At 35.4% G+C, this 16,357-nt stretch carries 13 protein-coding genes and 1 other annotated feature; of the genes, 10 read left to right on the top strand and 3 right to left on the bottom strand.

The window, feature by feature from the left end; translation table 11 throughout:
• Positions 1-10 precede the first annotated feature (10 nt).
• Both PBV87_RS20350 and PBV87_RS20345 read left to right on the top strand, forming a co-directional pair.
• On the top strand, positions 11-868 hold the full coding sequence (locus tag PBV87_RS20350; RefSeq protein ID WP_053985475.1) for a YitT family protein: 858 nt from the start codon (positions 11-13) through the stop codon (positions 866-868).
• Positions 869-880: 12 nt separating this feature from the next.
• Complete coding sequence (locus tag PBV87_RS20345; protein WP_271013531.1) at positions 881-1,558, top strand: uracil-DNA glycosylase; 678 nt, start codon at positions 881-883, stop codon at positions 1,556-1,558.
• Positions 1,559-2,316: 758 nt separating this feature from the next.
• Here the strand turns inward: PBV87_RS20345 and PBV87_RS20340 are convergent.
• Entirely contained in the window at positions 2,317-2,928 is a 612-nt protein-coding gene (locus tag PBV87_RS20340) for a TetR/AcrR family transcriptional regulator (RefSeq protein WP_053985473.1), read from the bottom strand.
• Positions 2,929-3,166: 238 nt separating this feature from the next.
• Here PBV87_RS20340 and PBV87_RS20335 point away from each other — a divergent pair, with 238 nt between their 5' ends.
• From PBV87_RS20335 to PBV87_RS20325, 3 genes are all read left to right on the top strand, one after another.
• Positions 3,167-3,892 carry a GntR family transcriptional regulator gene (locus PBV87_RS20335; RefSeq protein WP_271013530.1) on the top strand — a complete coding sequence of 242 codons (726 nt, stop codon included), beginning with the start codon at positions 3,167-3,169 and terminating at the stop codon, positions 3,890-3,892.
• Between the two features lie 57 nt (positions 3,893-3,949).
• Positions 3,950-4,176 (top strand) — a binding site (T-box leader).
• Positions 4,177-4,230: 54 nt separating this feature from the next.
• Positions 4,231-5,238, top strand: coding sequence for an aspartate--ammonia ligase (asnA, locus tag PBV87_RS20330; protein WP_053985471.1), 1,008 nt, complete (start codon positions 4,231-4,233; stop codon positions 5,236-5,238).
• Positions 5,239-5,333: 95 nt separating this feature from the next.
• A complete protein-coding gene (locus PBV87_RS20325; protein WP_271013529.1) occupies positions 5,334-5,762 on the top strand; it encodes a DMT family transporter in 429 nt (142 codons plus the stop codon).
• Between the two features lie 852 nt (positions 5,763-6,614).
• On the opposite strand, the gene nrdG is transcribed toward PBV87_RS20325, so the two are convergent.
• Together nrdG and nrdD are read right to left on the bottom strand one after the other, a co-directional pair.
• Positions 6,615-7,127: an anaerobic ribonucleoside-triphosphate reductase activating protein gene (gene nrdG / locus PBV87_RS20320; RefSeq protein ID WP_271013528.1), complete on the bottom strand. Its 513-nt coding sequence runs from the start codon at positions 7,125-7,127 to the stop codon at positions 6,615-6,617.
• Entirely contained in the window at positions 7,121-9,238 is a 2,118-nt protein-coding gene (gene nrdD, locus PBV87_RS20315) for an anaerobic ribonucleoside-triphosphate reductase (protein WP_271013527.1), read from the bottom strand. The genes nrdG and nrdD overlap by 7 nt, the downstream gene beginning before the upstream one ends.
• 238 nt (positions 9,239-9,476) lie before the next feature.
• On the opposite strand from nrdD, the gene PBV87_RS20310 reads away from it, so the two are divergent.
• The 5 genes from PBV87_RS20310 (at position 9,477) to PBV87_RS20290 (ending at position 16,350) form a co-directional block, all read left to right on the top strand.
• Positions 9,477-10,181: a 3'-5' exonuclease gene (locus PBV87_RS20310; RefSeq protein WP_271013526.1), complete on the top strand. Its 705-nt coding sequence runs from the start codon at positions 9,477-9,479 to the stop codon at positions 10,179-10,181.
• Positions 10,182-10,201: 20 nt separating this feature from the next.
• Positions 10,202-11,044: an alpha/beta hydrolase gene (locus tag PBV87_RS20305; protein WP_271013525.1), complete on the top strand. Its 843-nt coding sequence runs from the start codon at positions 10,202-10,204 to the stop codon at positions 11,042-11,044.
• 97 nt (positions 11,045-11,141) lie between these two features.
• Entirely contained in the window at positions 11,142-12,806 is a 1,665-nt protein-coding gene (locus PBV87_RS20300; protein WP_271013524.1) for a S8 family peptidase, read from the top strand.
• A gap of 11 nt (positions 12,807-12,817) precedes the next feature.
• The gene (locus tag PBV87_RS20295; protein WP_271013523.1) at positions 12,818-14,599 is read left to right on the top strand and encodes a S8 family serine peptidase; all 1,782 of its coding nucleotides are present in this window, start codon (positions 12,818-12,820) and stop codon (positions 14,597-14,599) included.
• A gap of 14 nt (positions 14,600-14,613) precedes the next feature.
• Entirely contained in the window at positions 14,614-16,350 is a 1,737-nt protein-coding gene (locus PBV87_RS20290; protein WP_271013522.1) for a S8 family peptidase, read from the top strand.
• The last annotated feature ends 7 nt before the right edge of the window (positions 16,351-16,357 follow it).

Raw genomic sequence — 16,357 nt, 5'->3', positions numbered from 1 at the left:
GGTGATTAAGATGAACCATCAAGTTAAATCGTATATGAAAATTATTTTAGGGTCTATTGCAGTTGCAGTGGGAATTTACTTTTTTTGGGCACCAGCACAGTTTGCAGCAGGTGGTATAAGTGGTTTGGCGATTGTACTTCAATCCATCTTGACTCAAGTGCCTATTAGTGTTTTAGTGTTCTGTTTAGATATTTTAATGTTTATTATTGGGTTTGTTGTGCTAGGAGCAGGGTTTGGCGTAAAGAGTATTACTTCAAGTTTGTCTATAGCGCTTACTATGAGAATATTTGAATATGTGGTGCCAGAAGTAGCTATGCTGAGTCAAGATCATCTTGTGATCCTTATTTTTGGTGCATTATTTATTGCTTTTGGACAGGCAATTATTTTTAACCAAGAAGCCTCATCTGGAGGAACAGATATTATTGCTAAAATTATTTCAAAGTATACACATATCAATATAGCAACAAGCTTACTCATTGCGGATATGGTGGTAGTACTTCTTGCTATTAGCCAATTTGGTATTGAAAAGGGACTCTATGCTGCGCTAGGGGTGCTCATTACAACAACGCTCATTGATTACTTTATTTCTGGTTTCAGTGTAGAAAAATATGTAGTGATTATCCCAAGTGAAGAAAAGCTTATTCAGCCTATAACAGCTTATATTCTAGATAAGCTAGAAAGAGGAGCCACCAAGTACGATGCAGAAGGTGCTTATAGTAATAACCGCAAGACTGTCATTACTACAGTAGTAGATCGAAGACAATTTGTCATGCTCAAAGAATATGTGAGTGAGGTTGATGAAAATGCCTTTGTTACAGTTCAAAATTTACACGAAGTAATGGGAGAAGGCTTTAAAGTAAAAAGTTAAGGAGAAAACATCATGGTAAACTTAAATAACGATTGGGATGCAAAACTAAAGGAAGAATTTGAAAAACCTTATTATCAAGCATTAAGACAATTTTTAATACAAGAATATAATAATTATACTGTTTATCCACCTAAAGAAGATCTATTTAATGCACTACGTGTGACTTCATTTGCAGACACAAAAGTGGTTATCTTAGGACAAGACCCTTATCATGGGCCAAATCAAGCCCATGGAATGGCATTTTCAGTTAACCCAGGTATTCAGACACCACCATCTCTTCAAAACATCTACAAAGAACTACAAGAGTCTTTAGGATGCTTTATACCAGATAATGGGTATTTAATGCACTGGGCACAGCAAGGTGTTTTACTTTTAAATACTGTTTTAACAGTAAGAGCAGGTACACCACAATCCCATCAAAATCAAGGTTGGGAACAGCTTACAGACCGTATTATACAGCTACTCAATGAAAAAGACGAAACAGTAATCTTTTTATTATGGGGTACACCAGCTAAGAAAAAGCAAAGCTTAATTACAAATCCTAAACATGTTGTATTAACAGCTGTACATCCAAGTCCACTTTCAGCATATCGTGGCTTCTTTGGATGTGGTCACTTCAAAAAGGTAAACGAAATTTTAGAAAGCCAAGGTAGGGTACCTATTGATTGGCAGATTCCGAATTTAAAATAAATATTTTATGGAGTGAAAACTTAGTAGTTGAGATAGACCGGTCGGCACTACGTGTGTGCTCTCCCTTTCGCTTTTGCTCAAATGGACTAAGAATGTGTAAACTCATACTCAGTCAGAATGTGCGAAAACTCGCTATCGCTCAAACACTCGCACAAACCCATTCCTTCCTATTCGTTAACCCATTCTAAGTCCATTCTCGAAAAAAGCTCCATGGAGGTCACCCACGCATCACCGCCCTTTTCTACTGAGAAAGTTAAGTTTTCACTTCCAGTGACACGCCGTGGAGAGGAAAGAAGAGCAAACATCTCTTCTTTGGAAAGAAAACTTCCAAGTATTTGATAAGACTTCTTCGTAGTTTGTTCCTGAGTTAAGTAAGATACGCTTTGTAGAATTAATAGTACTTTTGATCTAAACTCGGAAATGATTAGGCACTTTTACATGAAGGATGTTTAGAAAATGGGTCATGTAGTTTTGCTAGTCCTCTACCGGAAGGGTCTATAATGTGATGGGCTGTAAGGTGAGTTATTGTATGGAAACTTTCTCCGCAGACTTTTTAGAGAGGCTTAGTGAGTAGAATCAAACTGGTTTTAGGGAAATGTTTAAAGAAAAGTGCACTTCTTTTCTGAGTTTTGACCGTTAGTTTGATGAAATGAGCTTAGCCTGTCTTAAAAGTCGAGGACTAGAAGTTGGAAGACAATAAGCTTGCCTACATGCCCTCACACCTAACCAAACATTTATTCTAATGAGAAAAGACCATGCTACATAGCATGGTCTTTTAAATAGACTTTTTTTAAAGTTGTATCAACGTGCATGGAGTTATAAAAGAAATCTTGAATAAAGTGTAGGTTATCTTCACGCTCATGAGGATATGAAGCGATTGCATTTTGAATTTGAGTAATGAGAGATTTAGCTAGTCTAATATCTAGTGTTTCTGTACTGCAAGAAAAACTTTTCTTTTCAAAGCTTTCAAATAGACGTTCTAGTTGGAAGAAGATCGTATGGAATAGGTCAATCATTTCAGCTTCTTCCACCATTTGTCGTGCTAAAACTTTATAAATGAGTTTTCCCATTCCTTTACGGTGGGCAATATCATCATAAAGCACTTCGATGCTTTGGGAAAGCTTTTCTTCAGGTGTTAAATCCATAGCATAGATACGGTCTAAAGTATGGGATGTTTCACTCCAACTACACTCTAAAACATGAATAAAAAGTTGCTTTTTATTAGGATAGTAGTTATAAAGTGTACCAACAGCGATATGACATTTCTTTGCGATCATTTTCATATCTACTTGATTATAATCATAAGCGTTAAAGAGTTCGATAGCACTTTGTTCGATCCGTTTATTTAAGTCATGTATAATTTTAGGCATATGGACCTCCTTTTCTATTCTTATTATAGCAAATATCAGATGTATAACAAAGGTTATCTAACGATTAGTAAATGTAATATTATAAGTTGTATAGGTTGATAGTGGTAGATACAAAATATTTATGTAGCTATTTGTATAACCTGCATAGAGGTACAGAATAATTACATTAAAGAAATTTATTTATAAAAAATATGAAAAAATATTATATTTTAGTTAGAAAATTTGGTATAATGTTCCTATGAGTAGCAAATTATATGCGTTAGGTAAGATACAAAATTTCAAAAATATGCCAGATCTTATTGCGGAAGCTTTAAAGGATGCTATATTGCATGGTGAGTACAAGGGGGGGATACAGCTTAAACAGGACGAAATTGCTAAACAATTTGATGTAAGTTTGATTCCTACGAGAGAGGCACTTATTCAAGTAGAGACAAAGGGATTAGTGAAATGTGTACGTAATAAAGGTGCTATTGTAACCTATATGAGTTTTAAGGAAATGCAAGAGGTATTTCAAGTACGCAGGGTTTTTGAAACAGGCTGTATTGGATTGATGCAGCATACCAAAGACGAAGAGGTCTTGCATAAATTAAAATATATTGTAGAGAAGATGGCAGAAAATGAAGGACCAGAAGTTTATTGCAGACATTATCGCTTATTTTATCAATTGTTTTGTGATTTTGCTCATAATGAGGAACTAAGTAAAATGTATGAAGAGTGTTTTGTACGTGTAGAAAGATATCTCATGTATATCTATCATTTAGTTCCTGAGTTAATGAAAGGACACTCTCACCAAGAGGAGATAGTAGAGGCTTTACAAGCTGAAGATAAGAACAAACTTGTACAACTCGTAACGGAACATATTAACCTTATTGAAAGTACCTTTGTAGATTGGTTACATAAAGAAGGAATAAGAGAAGATTTCGATTGGAATAGATTTTTGCCATTTTATAAAGTTGAAGATTAAAAAATATATAGTATTGACAATAAGAATAAAGTTATATATAATTCAAAACATATTATTTGAAAAGCGATGATAAGAAGAGTAAGCTAAGTACAATGTCTACAGAGAGCTGGGATAGGTGAAAGCCAGCGACCTTTGTTTTAGCCGAAGAACATCTTGGAGCTGCTAACCGAAAGCGTAAGTGAGTAGGCTTAGACGGGGTAGACCGTTATATCTAGAGCGTATCGAGAATTCCGTACGTGTATGAATGTAATAGGGTGGCGCGAATTATAACCTTCGTCCCTTTCATAATTTATGAATGGGATGAAGGTTTTTTTATTATTTTAGAAAGGGTGAAGAATATGGATTTATTTTTAAAAGAAGGTTATACTTCTCAACTAGATTTAAGAGAAACTGAGGTAGCAATTAAAAAACTGAAAGATTACTTTGAAACAGCATTAGCTTATGAACTATGCTTAACACGTGTATCTGCACCTTTGTTTGTTAAACCAGAGACAGGACTTAATGATAACTTAAACGGGACTGAAAGACCAGTAAGTTTTGATGTATTAGATGATCATGGAGCAGTTGTAGAGATTGTACATTCTCTTGCCAAATGGAAACGTATGGCACTAGCACGTTATCACTTTGAAGTAGGTGAAGGTCTTTATACAGATATGAATGCTATAAGACGTGATGAAGAAGTAGATAACTTACATTCTATCTATGTAGATCAATGGGACTGGGAAAAGGTCATTACAAAAGAAATGCGTACGGTAGATTACTTAAAAGATACAGTTAGAAGAATATATAATGCTTTTGCTAAAACAGAAAACTATATTATTCATGAGTACCCAATGTTAGAGAGATGGTTACCTGAAGAAATTACTTTTATTACCTCAGAAGAACTCTTACAACTGTACCCTGAATTAAGTCCAAAAGAAAGAGAAAATGCAATTTGTAAAGAAAAGAAAGCAGTATTCATTATGCAAATTGGTGATGTGCTTTCAAATGGAGAAAGACATGATGGACGTGCACCAGACTATGATGATTGGAGTTTAAATGGTGACATTATGTTTTGGAATCCAATTCTTGAAAGTGGATTCGAACTTTCTTCAATGGGTATACGTGTGGATGAAGAGGCATTAGAACGTCAATTAGAGCTTGCAAATTGTAAAGAGCGTAAAGCCTTAGAATTCCATAGCTTATTACTAGATAAAAAATTACCTTATACAATTGGTGGTGGTATTGGGCAGTCACGTATCTGTATGTTCTTCCTTCATAAGATCCATGTTGGCGAAGTACAGGCATCAAGCTGGCCAGATGAAATGATTGAAACATGTGAAAAACATGGTATTCATCTTTTATAGAAGAAGATAAGTGTATAAAAAGTTCATGTTTTCCTCAAACTAACTCAGAATGACAAATACGAGTCATCGGACAAAAGGTTAGTGGAGGCGAAGATGTGGCGAGTATAGTTGCAATAATATCCGGTCTTTTAATGAGTATTCAAGGTGTTTTTAATACACGTGTAAATGAAAAGGCCGGTCTATGGTTTACTAATGCTATTGTAAATGCAATAGGACTTTTAACTTCTTTAATCGTACTTGCATTTGTAAGAGATGCAGATTTAAGTGGATTAAAAAGTGTGAATAAGTTTTACTTATTAGGGGGTGTACTTGGAGCAGGTATTGTGTACACCGTTATTTTATCCATATCAAAGATGGGACCAGCCGGAGCAACAATGCTTATTCTAATTGCTCAATTAGTCGGTTCATACCTTATTGAACTATTAGGATGGTTTGGCACAGAGAAGGCGGACTTCCAATGGACAAAGCTACTTGCTGTAGGTATTATTATAGTAGGTATTGTATTGTTTAAATGGAAAAAATAGAAAAAGGTTATGTAATGGCTTAATCAAGCAATTACATAACCTTTTTCTATTAAAGCATTTATTTTCCCAGGAAAAGCAACACAAGCCAGCCTAAATCTTCCTTCCCCCTGAATAAATATAGGTAGACTTAGGCTGGGTTTATGCTGTTGTGGCAAGTGTATAGATACATGAAGAAAGTCCTATTCATAAGGAAATACCTTAGGATGTCGTATATATTAGATTAGGCTTAAGGTCAGTATACCTGTATTGGGGTTCCATAGGTGAAAGCGCTATTTAGATAGTTATCACGGCAGGTTGCCAAGTTGGTTGGCTGCATTAAGGCATATCATAACAGACGATAATCTATAGAGGCATAATCTAATTGAATATGGCTATAAAAATAATGTATATACAAGATAGATGAACTAACCCAAGAAGTTGCCACCACTTAAAGGGCTAGTACCTAAAAATAAATTCATTCACATTTATCAGAGGGAGGAGTAAAAGTTGCAAAACTTATTTTTAGTGGTACAGCGAGAAGACTTGCCTAGTATGGGTATTCAAGCTGCACTTTTATATTGGTTATAAGATAGTTATACAACAGAATAAAAATCATGTATAGAGATAAAAGTTTACAAAAATAAAACTATTCAATGCGCCAAAAAACTGTATTTTTCGACCAGTTTTCTTCTAGAAATAAAAAAAGTGAATTTCTAAGAAATGAGAAAAATAAAAGAAAATTTGTATAAGATAAATAAAATGGAAAGTATAATTGAGCAAGATGTATAATAAAAACAAAGTAGTAGGTTCAAGTGAAATTGGTTAATATTTCACTTGAACCTACTACTTTAATAGAATAAAAGAAAAATTATATTAGAAGCAGAGTTCTTCTTGAATAGATCCATCTAGAAGTTTTAAAATACGTTGATTAGAGGAGCCGATGTATTTTTTTGTATCTGTTTTATAAGCTTCTTCAAAACGCCCATCAACCAACACATCTATATAGGGAAGTAGTTGACTAAAAGATTCGTTTTCAAGAAGTTGGTCGTAAGTGTAACCGGTATAAAACCAAATAGTAAGTCCAAGTGACTTAATGTTTTCTAAAAGAGGAACCAGTCTTTCACTTTGTTCAAAAGGATCTCCACCTGAGAAAGTTACCCCATTGATAAGTGGTGCATTCTTTTTTATTTTTTCAAAAACGTCTTTGGAGGAAAGTGTATCTCCATAATTAAAGCTTTGCATACTTAAGTTGTGGCAGCCAGGGCAATGGTGATTACAGCCGGAGAGAAAGACAACGCTCCTAAAGCCTTCACCATTAACAAAAGAATGGTCTAAGAAGCCAGCTACTTGTAAAGTAGGGCCGGCTTCTTGAAGTAAATTTAGCATACGGTATAAGTATGTCTTTGGCTACCATCGTGAGCAATACGATCATGACGTTCAGCAGATTTACCAGTGCCAAAACGTTCATCTAAGCTTAAGTAGCCCGTAACACGGCTGATGCCTTGAATATCCGTACTGCCACAATCCGGACATGCTTTAACACCATCATTAATTGTGTTACCACAGTTTTTGCAATAACGTAAGTGGAAGTTAATACCGATATAACTAATATTTGATTCAGAGTATGCGTAATGGATAATACGTTCAATAGTTTCTCCATCTGGATAACCATCTACCTCAATATAACTAATATGTCCTGCATTACACATTTGATGGAATGGTGCCTCGATTTGAATCTTATCAATAATAGATACAGGATAGTTTACCGGTACATGGAAGCTGTTGGTATAGTACTCTTTATCAGTTACACCTTCAATACTACCAAAGCGTGCTAAGTCTTGGGCAATAAAACGTCCGCTTAGCCCCTCGGCAGGTGTAGCATAACAACTCCAGTTAAGATGTGTATCTAGTGTTGCTTTATCTGTAAAGTTACGTATACGCTGAATAATGCGATAACCTAGCTCACGTGCTTGTTCACTTTCGCCATGATGAGAACCAACAAGTGCAGTAAGTGTTTCTGCAAGACCGATAAAGCCAATAGACCATGTACCGTTCTTTAAAATTGGATCGATAGAATCATTAGGTGAAAGGCCTTCAGAACCAAGCATAAGACCTTGACCAGCTACAAAAGGTAAGTCTTTGACTTTAAGGTGTTTTAAGATTTCATAGCGATGCATTAAAGATTCACGTGCTTGGTGAAGACGTTCATCTAAGAGTTGCCAGAAATGGTCTAAGTCTTTATTTGCTAATATACCAAGGCGTGGGAGGTTGATCGTTGTCGGTGCATTGTTACCACGTCTATTTGGACCTTCAGGACCATTGACATTAGAACATACGTAAGTACGGCATCCCATTGTAGCTGGTAAAATGCCTTTCTCGTAATAGTGAAGATTAAAGTCTGCATCAATGTTCATGAAAGTTGGATTCATACGAGATGCTGCTACGCGGCAAGCCAACTTAAAGAGATAGTAATAAGGATCATTCACTTCTCTATTCACACCTTTTTTAACACGGAAGATAATATTTGGGAAAATAGGCTGTTCGTTTTTGCCTAGTCCTTTTTCATATTCGAGTAGAAAGGCCTCACATACAAGTGCTGCATCACTAGAGTCAGGAATACCAATATTTAAGCTGCTAAAAGGTACTTGTGAACCTGCACGTGAATGCATAGTGTTTAAGTTATAAACAATACCTTGCATGGCTTGATGAACTCGTGTATTCAGCTTTTTCTCTACAAAGTTTTTAAAGGCATCTTCATTCATAATATCCAGTAATGGTTTGTATTCTTCAATAATTTCAGTACGTGTATAGTCTACATAAGGTGCCATATCATTGTCGAAATTAACATGGGATTGCCCACCAAACATATCATTTTGTGAAGATTGTAAAAGTATACAGCTTAGTTCAGCAGCGGTTTCAATACGTTTTGGTTTTTTTATAGTGCCATATCCAGTGTTAAAGCCTTGTTCAAACATTGCACCTGTATCAATGTGAAGGCAGTTAGTGGTTAAGTTGTAGCTATCTAAATCGTGATAATATAAATCCCCCAGTTCGTGTAGCTTTGCTAAATGTTTTGGCATAGTAGATAGGTTATGCCATTTGTTTGTTTCACTAGCAATACGTAAGAGTTTAGAAGAGAAGTTGTTACCTACATTTGCATTGTCGCGGTCTGTTTCAATTCCTATCGCATGAACTGTATCCATAAGCTCAGATTTTAAATCTCTGATACGTGTACGTTCTTTGCGGTAGTTGGCATATGTATTTTTTACTGTACTAAGTTCAAGATCATCTAAAGTTTGTTCGATAAGGTCTTGAATTTGTTCTACAGTAATTTCATAGCAACTTGAATCGTAGATACGTTTTTCGACTTCGTTAGTGATTTTTTCAACATCTAGGACTAAGTTTGAGTCAGATGCAGAACGCCTAATAGCATTTTGAATCTTGTCGCGGCAATAACTTGCCTTTCTTCCATCTCTTTTAATTACGTAATACTCCATGATAATCCCCCTTAAGTTATTTCCAGTTATACCCTGTTTAGTACTATATATATGATTTTTATGTTCAGTATATACTATATCTTGCATATTAAAAAAATGCAATTAAGTCTATTTAAAGATTTTTGTCAATAAAATAATCAAAAATAATTGGTGCAAATTTACTGGATGTCATTTTCAATTTGCATTCTAATGAAAATAGAGTAAAATAGACTAAGAAATGACTGTAAGGAGAACGAGGATGAAAAACTACATTGTTTTAGATATAGAAACAACAGGGACAAAACCATTAGAAAGTGATATTATCGAAATTGGTGCTGTATATGTAGAAAATGGACAACCAAAAGAAAAATTTAGTACATTGGTAAAACCTAATGAAACAATTTCAGAATATATTACATCTATTACGGGGATTACAAATGAAATGGTAGAAGATGCTAGAACTATAGAAGAAGTCATGCCAGAATTTATTAACTTTTGTCGTGATTTACCTTTAGTAGGACATAATATAGATTTATTTGATTATAGAATGTTGAAAGTAAAGGCTGAGCGATTAGGCTTAAAATTTAATTATCATACAGTAGATACATTAATTATTTCCAGACAGGTTTTAGCAGATTTACCAAGTAGAAAATTAGGTGATCTTTGCAATCATTATAGTATAGATTTAGTCAATGCACACAGAGCTTATGACGATGCTTACGCAACTTATGAACTTCTTAGAAATTTACAAGAAGGATTTATAGATCAAGCACCACACTTATTTATACCGAAAGTTAATGATTGGAAAGTACCTAAACATTCTCCAATTACAGCAAAACAAAAAAACTACTTATTAAATTTGTGTAAAACACATAAAATAGCATTAGAAAAAGATATTGAAGCTTTTTCTAAATCAGAAGCAAGCAAGATGATCGATTGTATATTAAGAGAGTACAGTAAGTAGAGGGTGAAAAGATGAACCTAATGGAAAGTTATATTTATGGAAAAGATGATGTAAAGATTTTTTGTAGAAAGGATATTCCTTCTAGCTGTAAGGCAATTATTATTATTGCACATGGCTTTATGGAACACTCAGGAAGGTATATAGATTTTGCGAAATTTTTGATTGAGCATAATTATGGTGTATGTGTCATTGACCATAGAGGGAATGGCTTTTCAGAAGGAGATAAGGGAGATATAGAGGACTTTTTTGATTTTGTAGAAGATCTACATTATTTAGTCAAGTCATTGAAGCGCGTTTATAATAAGCCTATTATTACTTATGGACATTCAATGGGGGGATTGATAACTTTTATTTTTGGACTTAAATATGGGAAAGAAGTAGAAGGACAGATTTTAGCATCTCCAGCCTTAGGTGTACCCGTTGGGATGAAAAATTTCCCTGGTGTTTTTTATGAAAGTCTTGGGTTAGTAGCAGGAGACTTAAAGGTTCATCGTATAGGAGAAAGCTTAGCAACAAGAAATGAGATTTATAGAGAATTGTTCAAAGATGATAAAATCAGTAACTCCTTTGCAACGATGCGTTTTATGGATCAGTTTTTACGTATTGGTGTAGATTATGCTAAAGCACATGCACCGGAATATCATGTCCCTTGTCTCTTTTTATTAGGAACGGAAGATCATGTGATTCCTATTAGTAGAAATAGGGAGATTGTACAGATCATTCCGTTTGAAGATAAAGTAATCAAGGAATATGAAGGATGTATGCATGACTTACTTCATGATTTAGATGATGAAGTGAAAAAAATCCAAGAAGATTTGTTAGAATGGCTAGAAAACTTAATGAAAAAAATAATAAAAGAATAAACCTTGTCATATGAATAGTAAGAGATAGCACTTGAGACTGCCTGAAAGTTTTAATATTAAAGCTTGCAGGCAGTTTTTTTGTAGGTGAGGTGAATGAATGGAAGAATATAAAGATTATTTAATAGAAACACCTATTTCTATTGAAAATTTCAAACAGCGCTACCCTAATTTAATTTTTGCGCCCATAAGTTCTAGTCTTATTATTCTAAGTGTACCAGAAAGTGCACAAAATGAATTTGAAGCATTACAACAAGAGATAGGTTCAATCTATTTACCCATATTGCTTGGTTTAAATGCCATTGATGCTGTAGAGCAAAGTAACATTTCAACTTTCCATAATTATCCGTTTGGTGAACTAAGAGGAACGGGTGTATTAATAGGATTTATAGATACAGGGATACAATATACAAATCCTCTCTTTACATATGAAGACAATACAACACGTATTGTAAGTATTTGGGATCAAAGTATACCTGGAACAGGTGGCCCCATATATGATTATGGAACCATTTATACAGAAGAGCAGATTAATCAAGCTTTAAAATCGAATGATCCATTAAGTATTGTTCCAAGTACTGATGAAAATGGACATGGGACCATGCTTGCAGCTATAGCAGCAGGCAATGAAAGAGGTGTACCTGGTGGATATGTAGGTGGAGCCCCAGATGCTTCATTAGCAGTAGTAAAGTTAAAGCCTGCTAAACAGTATTTAAGAGACATATACCTCATTAAGGAAGGAGCAGTAGCCTATCAAGATGATGATTATTTAACAGGGGTAAATTACTTATTAAATCTAGCTAAAGATCTTAATATGCCTATTGCTATTTGCACTGCAATAGGAAGTAATCAAGGTGGGCATGACGGTGATACGGTTTCAGAAAGATATTTACAAACTGCAAGTACTTTTGAAAATGTTATTTTTACTATATCAGGTGGGAATGAAGCAAATCAAGGACATCACTATAGTGGCAAAGTTACACAAGGAGGAAGTAGTCTATTTGAAGTGAATGTAGGAGCAGATGAGAAAGGATTTGTTATGTACTTATGGGCTACATCTCCAGATAAGCTAACGGTTTCAGTTCGCACGCCTTTAGGAGGAAGTACAGGCAAAATTCCAGTTAATAATATTCAAGTTCAAGCATATACCTTTCCATTAGAAAATGCTAGGTTAGAGGTAGAGTATGTTGTTTCAGATGTTACATCAGGAGATCAAAATATACGCTTTAGGTTCTCAAATCCTACGCTTGGGATTTGGTCTATTACAGTATATGGGGAAAGTGTAGTAGCAGGAGATTATAATGTATGGCTTCCTAGACAAGGATTCGTGGGAGAAGATACGAGGTTTTTGCAACCCGATGTCAATATGACGATTACAACACCAGGGAATGCCTATGAGAGTCTGATTGTAGGTGCTTATAATGGAACAGACCAGAGTATTTATGCAGGGTCCAGTAGAGGTCCAACACGTAATATGGTGATACTGCCTACTTTAATAGCACCAGGAGTAAATGTTTTAGCACCTAATTTAGCAGGTGGATATAGTAGGTATAGTGGTACAGGTGTATCTACAGCTGTAACATCGTCAGCATGTGCCTTATTACTAGAATGGGCTATTTTAAAAAAGAATTTTTTCCCGATGAATACCCGTATTGCAAAGACCATTCTTATTAGAGGAGCGAGACGTAGTCCAAATCAAGTTTATCCCAATAACATAGAGGGGTATGGTAAATTGGATTTTCAAAATAGTTTAATACTTGTATAAAGGAGGAGCATATGAATCTTAATAAGCTTAGTCCGCTTTTGCAACTGGTTTTACTGTATGAGCAATATGTTTCTGTAGAGGCTTTTGAGGAAGTGACAGGACAAAATATTTTAGAACAGGAATGGACAGTAATTGTTCAGTACTTTGAACAACTTTCAGAAGTTAATAGCAGGATACCTTTTAGCTATAATGAAATTAGCGATCGATTTGCTTTTGTTAAAATTAATAAAGACTATATAGATGCTTTATCCAATGAGAATAGTGTGTTTTATATTGAATTGCCACGTGTGATGCAATATATTGCTATTGAAAATTCCAATGCAGTTTGTGCCCCTTATAGTATTCATAGGCCTCAAAGTTATAATGTAACAGGCAAGGGTGTACTTCTTGCAGTTATTGATTCGGGGATAGACTATAGCCATCTAGATTTTAGAAATGCAGATGGAACGACACGTATTTTAGCATTATGGGATCAAAGTATAGAGGGAACCCCGCCACAAGGCTTTTCTATAGGAGCCTATTATAGTAACAAGCAAATTGATGAAGCATTGCAACAAGATAGTATAATAGAGCGGTTAGAAATTGTGCCCAGTGTAGATGTATTAGGACATGGAACAGCTGTGGCAGGTGTAGCATCAGGTAATGGGAGAGCTTCAGGTGGGCAGAACATAGGTATAGCTCCGGAGGCAGATTTACTTATTGTTAAGATGAATAGTAGAGGGACTACATTGGAAGATTTTAGAGGGCCAACCAATGCAGATGTTATGAGAGGTATTGCTTTTGCTATCACAGAGGCAACTAGGCTCAATATGCCGTTAAGTTTAGTGGCAGGTGTAGGGCTCAATGAAGGTGGTCATGTTGGATCAAGTAGTTTGGAAGTTTTTATGAATCAGATGAGTTTAGTATGGCCTAGTAATATGACAGTTGGTACAGGAAATGAAGCCAATAAAGAAAGACATACGAGTGGAAGGGTTAGGCAAGGTGAGATAAAAAACGTGCAGATAGCTATTGATGCTGGGCAAAGATTTTATACATCTAATTTATATAAAAATTATGTAGATGGGATGTCCTTTGTAATTATTGCTCCAAATGGAGAAAAAACAGATATTATACCAGATATGAATGGAAATGTAGCTTATGTATTTGGTAATACTTCAGTACTTATTAATATATCTACAGATCCTTTTACTGCACAAGTACAAACGTTGGTTCTTTTATTAGAAGGTTTTGGAACGGCCACAGTGGATTCAGGTATATGGACGATACAAATTATAGGAGATAACATTATTGATGGTCGTTATAATATTTGGTCTACAGTAACCAACCCTGTTATAAGGACAGCTCGCTTTTTAGAACCAGATCCTTTTACAACACTTACAATTCCTTCAACAGCAGAACTTATTACAAGTGTAGCCTCCATTAATGGCAAGACACTACAAATTTTAAATGCTTCTGGTAGAGGATTCACGGCAGATGAAAGAGTTAAACCAGATGTGGCAGCACCTGGATTAAATGTGATGGTGCCAGAGGCAGGAACAGAAGATAAGTATACTTTTTATTCAGGCAGTAGTATAGCAAGTGGATTTGTGTGCGGAGCCTATGCATTGTTTATGCAATATGGGTTGCGTGTGAATCCACAAAGTTACCTTTATGGGGAGGCTTTAAAGGGACTTGTTATTAAATATGCGAAAAGACCGACACAATTTGATAGCTACCCCAACCCAGCTTATGGCTATGGAATATTATGTGTGAGTGCTGTACTAGAGGCACTTAAAACGATTTATAACCAATAAGGGGGAAGATAGCTATGGAACCGAAAACCGATGCCGAACTTAACATACTTTTTACCATGTCAGATGAAGATAGAAACCAGTTACTAGCAAATAGAGACCAGCGGCTCATTGTAAAATATCACGGAGATATTGAAAGAGTTGCTGCCCAGGTAGGTGCATTAGTACAGATAATAAATGAGCAAATTGCTATTATTGTATTGCCATTAGATAAAGCAAAGATTTTGTTAAGTTATCCAGAAATTGAATATATGGAAGCACCAAAAGATTTTGTCTATAATTTAGAACAAAGCTTAAAAGCAAGTTGCATAACAACAGTTCAAAATAATTTACCTTATCAGCTAAAGGGGAATGGTGTATTACTTGGAATTGTAGATTCGGGTATTAACTATGCCCATCCAGATTTTCGTAATGATGATGGAACAACAAGAATAGTAAGTATATGGGATCAAACAATAGAAGGAGAGCCTCCAGCAGGATATTTAGAGGGTAGTGAATATAGCCAAGTACGTATCAATGAAGCACTTAGGGCACCTACACAAGCAGAAAGGTTGCGTATTGTTCCTAGTCAAGATAGTTTAGGGCATGGTACTCATGTAGCTGGAATAGCTGGCGGTAATGGAAGAAGCTCAGGTGGGCGCATTATAGGTGTAGCACCAGAAGCTGAGTTTGTGATTGTGAAGTTAGGAAACCCATCAGTCACCAACTTAGTACGTACAGCAGATATTATGTTAGGCATTCGTTATGTGATTGAGAAAGCTAGACAGTTAAATAAACCTATTGCAATTAATTTAAGCCTTGGCATGAATGAAGGGCCTCATAATGGAACTTCGCTTATAGAAATCTATTTAAATGATGCGGCACAAGAATGGAAAAATAATATTGCAGTTGGATCAGGAAATGAAGGTCTTTCACGCAATCATGTAGGTGGAAAAGTGCAACAAGGGGAAATTCAAACCATTAGTTTTCAAATGGGTCCCAATAAAAGAACTTATAATTTTTCTGTATGGCAAAACTCTGTAGATCAATTATCTTTTCAACTTATTGGACCTGATGGGAAAAGTACACCACGTATTTCTTATTCAACACCAGTTAAAAGATATGTGCTAGGAAATAGTAGAGTATATCCAGCCTTTGCAGGGCCATCCCCACTTAATGGTAATATAGAATTTGCAGTATTTATGGGGGGATTAGAAGATGGATATATTATGCCAGGTATATGGCAGTTGAGAATTATTGGTGATAACGTTATAGATGGAGAATTCAGTGTTTGGGGGCAAACAATTGCTTCTTCTGGAAATGAGACATTCTTTTTAAGTAATACACCAGACCGTACATTGACTACACCTTCTACAGCAAACTATGTGATAACAGTAGGTGCATATGACAGTGTGAAAAATCAAATTGCTCCATTTTCAGGGAGAGGTTATACAAGATCACCTGTTCAGATAAAGCCTGATATCGTAGCACCTGGGGTGAATATAACGGCAGCAAGTTACACAGGGGGATATCAAGCACTATCGGGAACAAGTATGGCTACGCCTCATGTAACAGGTGCAGTAGCTTTAATGATGGAATGGGGCATTATAAATAATAATAATCCATTTTTATATGGGGAAAGTATACGGACTTACTTGTTACGGGGGGCTAATAGAGATGTGGAAGGCGTAAGTTTTCCTGATCCTAGTTGGGGGTATGGGAAACTTTGTTTAAAAAATAGTTTAGATATAGCAAGAAGATCATCTTTTGTATAAAGAAAAT

It is taken from the genome of Holtiella tumoricola, from assembly GCF_027857615.1.
Lineage (GTDB): Bacteria > Bacillota > Clostridia > Lachnospirales > Cellulosilyticaceae > Holtiella > Holtiella tumoricola.
Note: the sequence above shows the minus strand (reverse complement) of the source record. Positions and strands in the feature narration are given on the sequence as shown.

Coding starts and splice junctions, on each gene's coding strand:
- PBV87_RS20350 (WP_053985475.1), top strand. CDS start 11: ATGAACCATCAAGTTAAATCGTATATGAAAATTATTTTAGGGTCTATT.
- PBV87_RS20345 (WP_271013531.1), top strand. CDS start 881: ATGGTAAACTTAAATAACGATTGGGATGCAAAACTAAAGGAAGAATTT.
- PBV87_RS20340 (WP_053985473.1), bottom strand. CDS start 2,928: ATGCCTAAAATTATACATGACTTAAATAAACGGATCGAACAAAGTGCT.
- PBV87_RS20335 (WP_271013530.1), top strand. CDS start 3,167: ATGAGTAGCAAATTATATGCGTTAGGTAAGATACAAAATTTCAAAAAT.
- asnA (WP_053985471.1), top strand. CDS start 4,231: ATGGATTTATTTTTAAAAGAAGGTTATACTTCTCAACTAGATTTAAGA.
- nrdG (WP_271013528.1), bottom strand. CDS start 7,127: ATGCTAAATTTACTTCAAGAAGCCGGCCCTACTTTACAAGTAGCTGGC.
- nrdD (WP_271013527.1), bottom strand. CDS start 9,238: ATGGAGTATTACGTAATTAAAAGAGATGGAAGAAAGGCAAGTTATTGC.
- PBV87_RS20310 (WP_271013526.1), top strand. CDS start 9,477: ATGAAAAACTACATTGTTTTAGATATAGAAACAACAGGGACAAAACCA.
- PBV87_RS20305 (WP_271013525.1), top strand. CDS start 10,202: ATGGAAAGTTATATTTATGGAAAAGATGATGTAAAGATTTTTTGTAGA.
- PBV87_RS20300 (WP_271013524.1), top strand. CDS start 11,142: ATGGAAGAATATAAAGATTATTTAATAGAAACACCTATTTCTATTGAA.
- PBV87_RS20295 (WP_271013523.1), top strand. CDS start 12,818: ATGAATCTTAATAAGCTTAGTCCGCTTTTGCAACTGGTTTTACTGTAT.
- PBV87_RS20290 (WP_271013522.1), top strand. CDS start 14,614: ATGGAACCGAAAACCGATGCCGAACTTAACATACTTTTTACCATGTCA.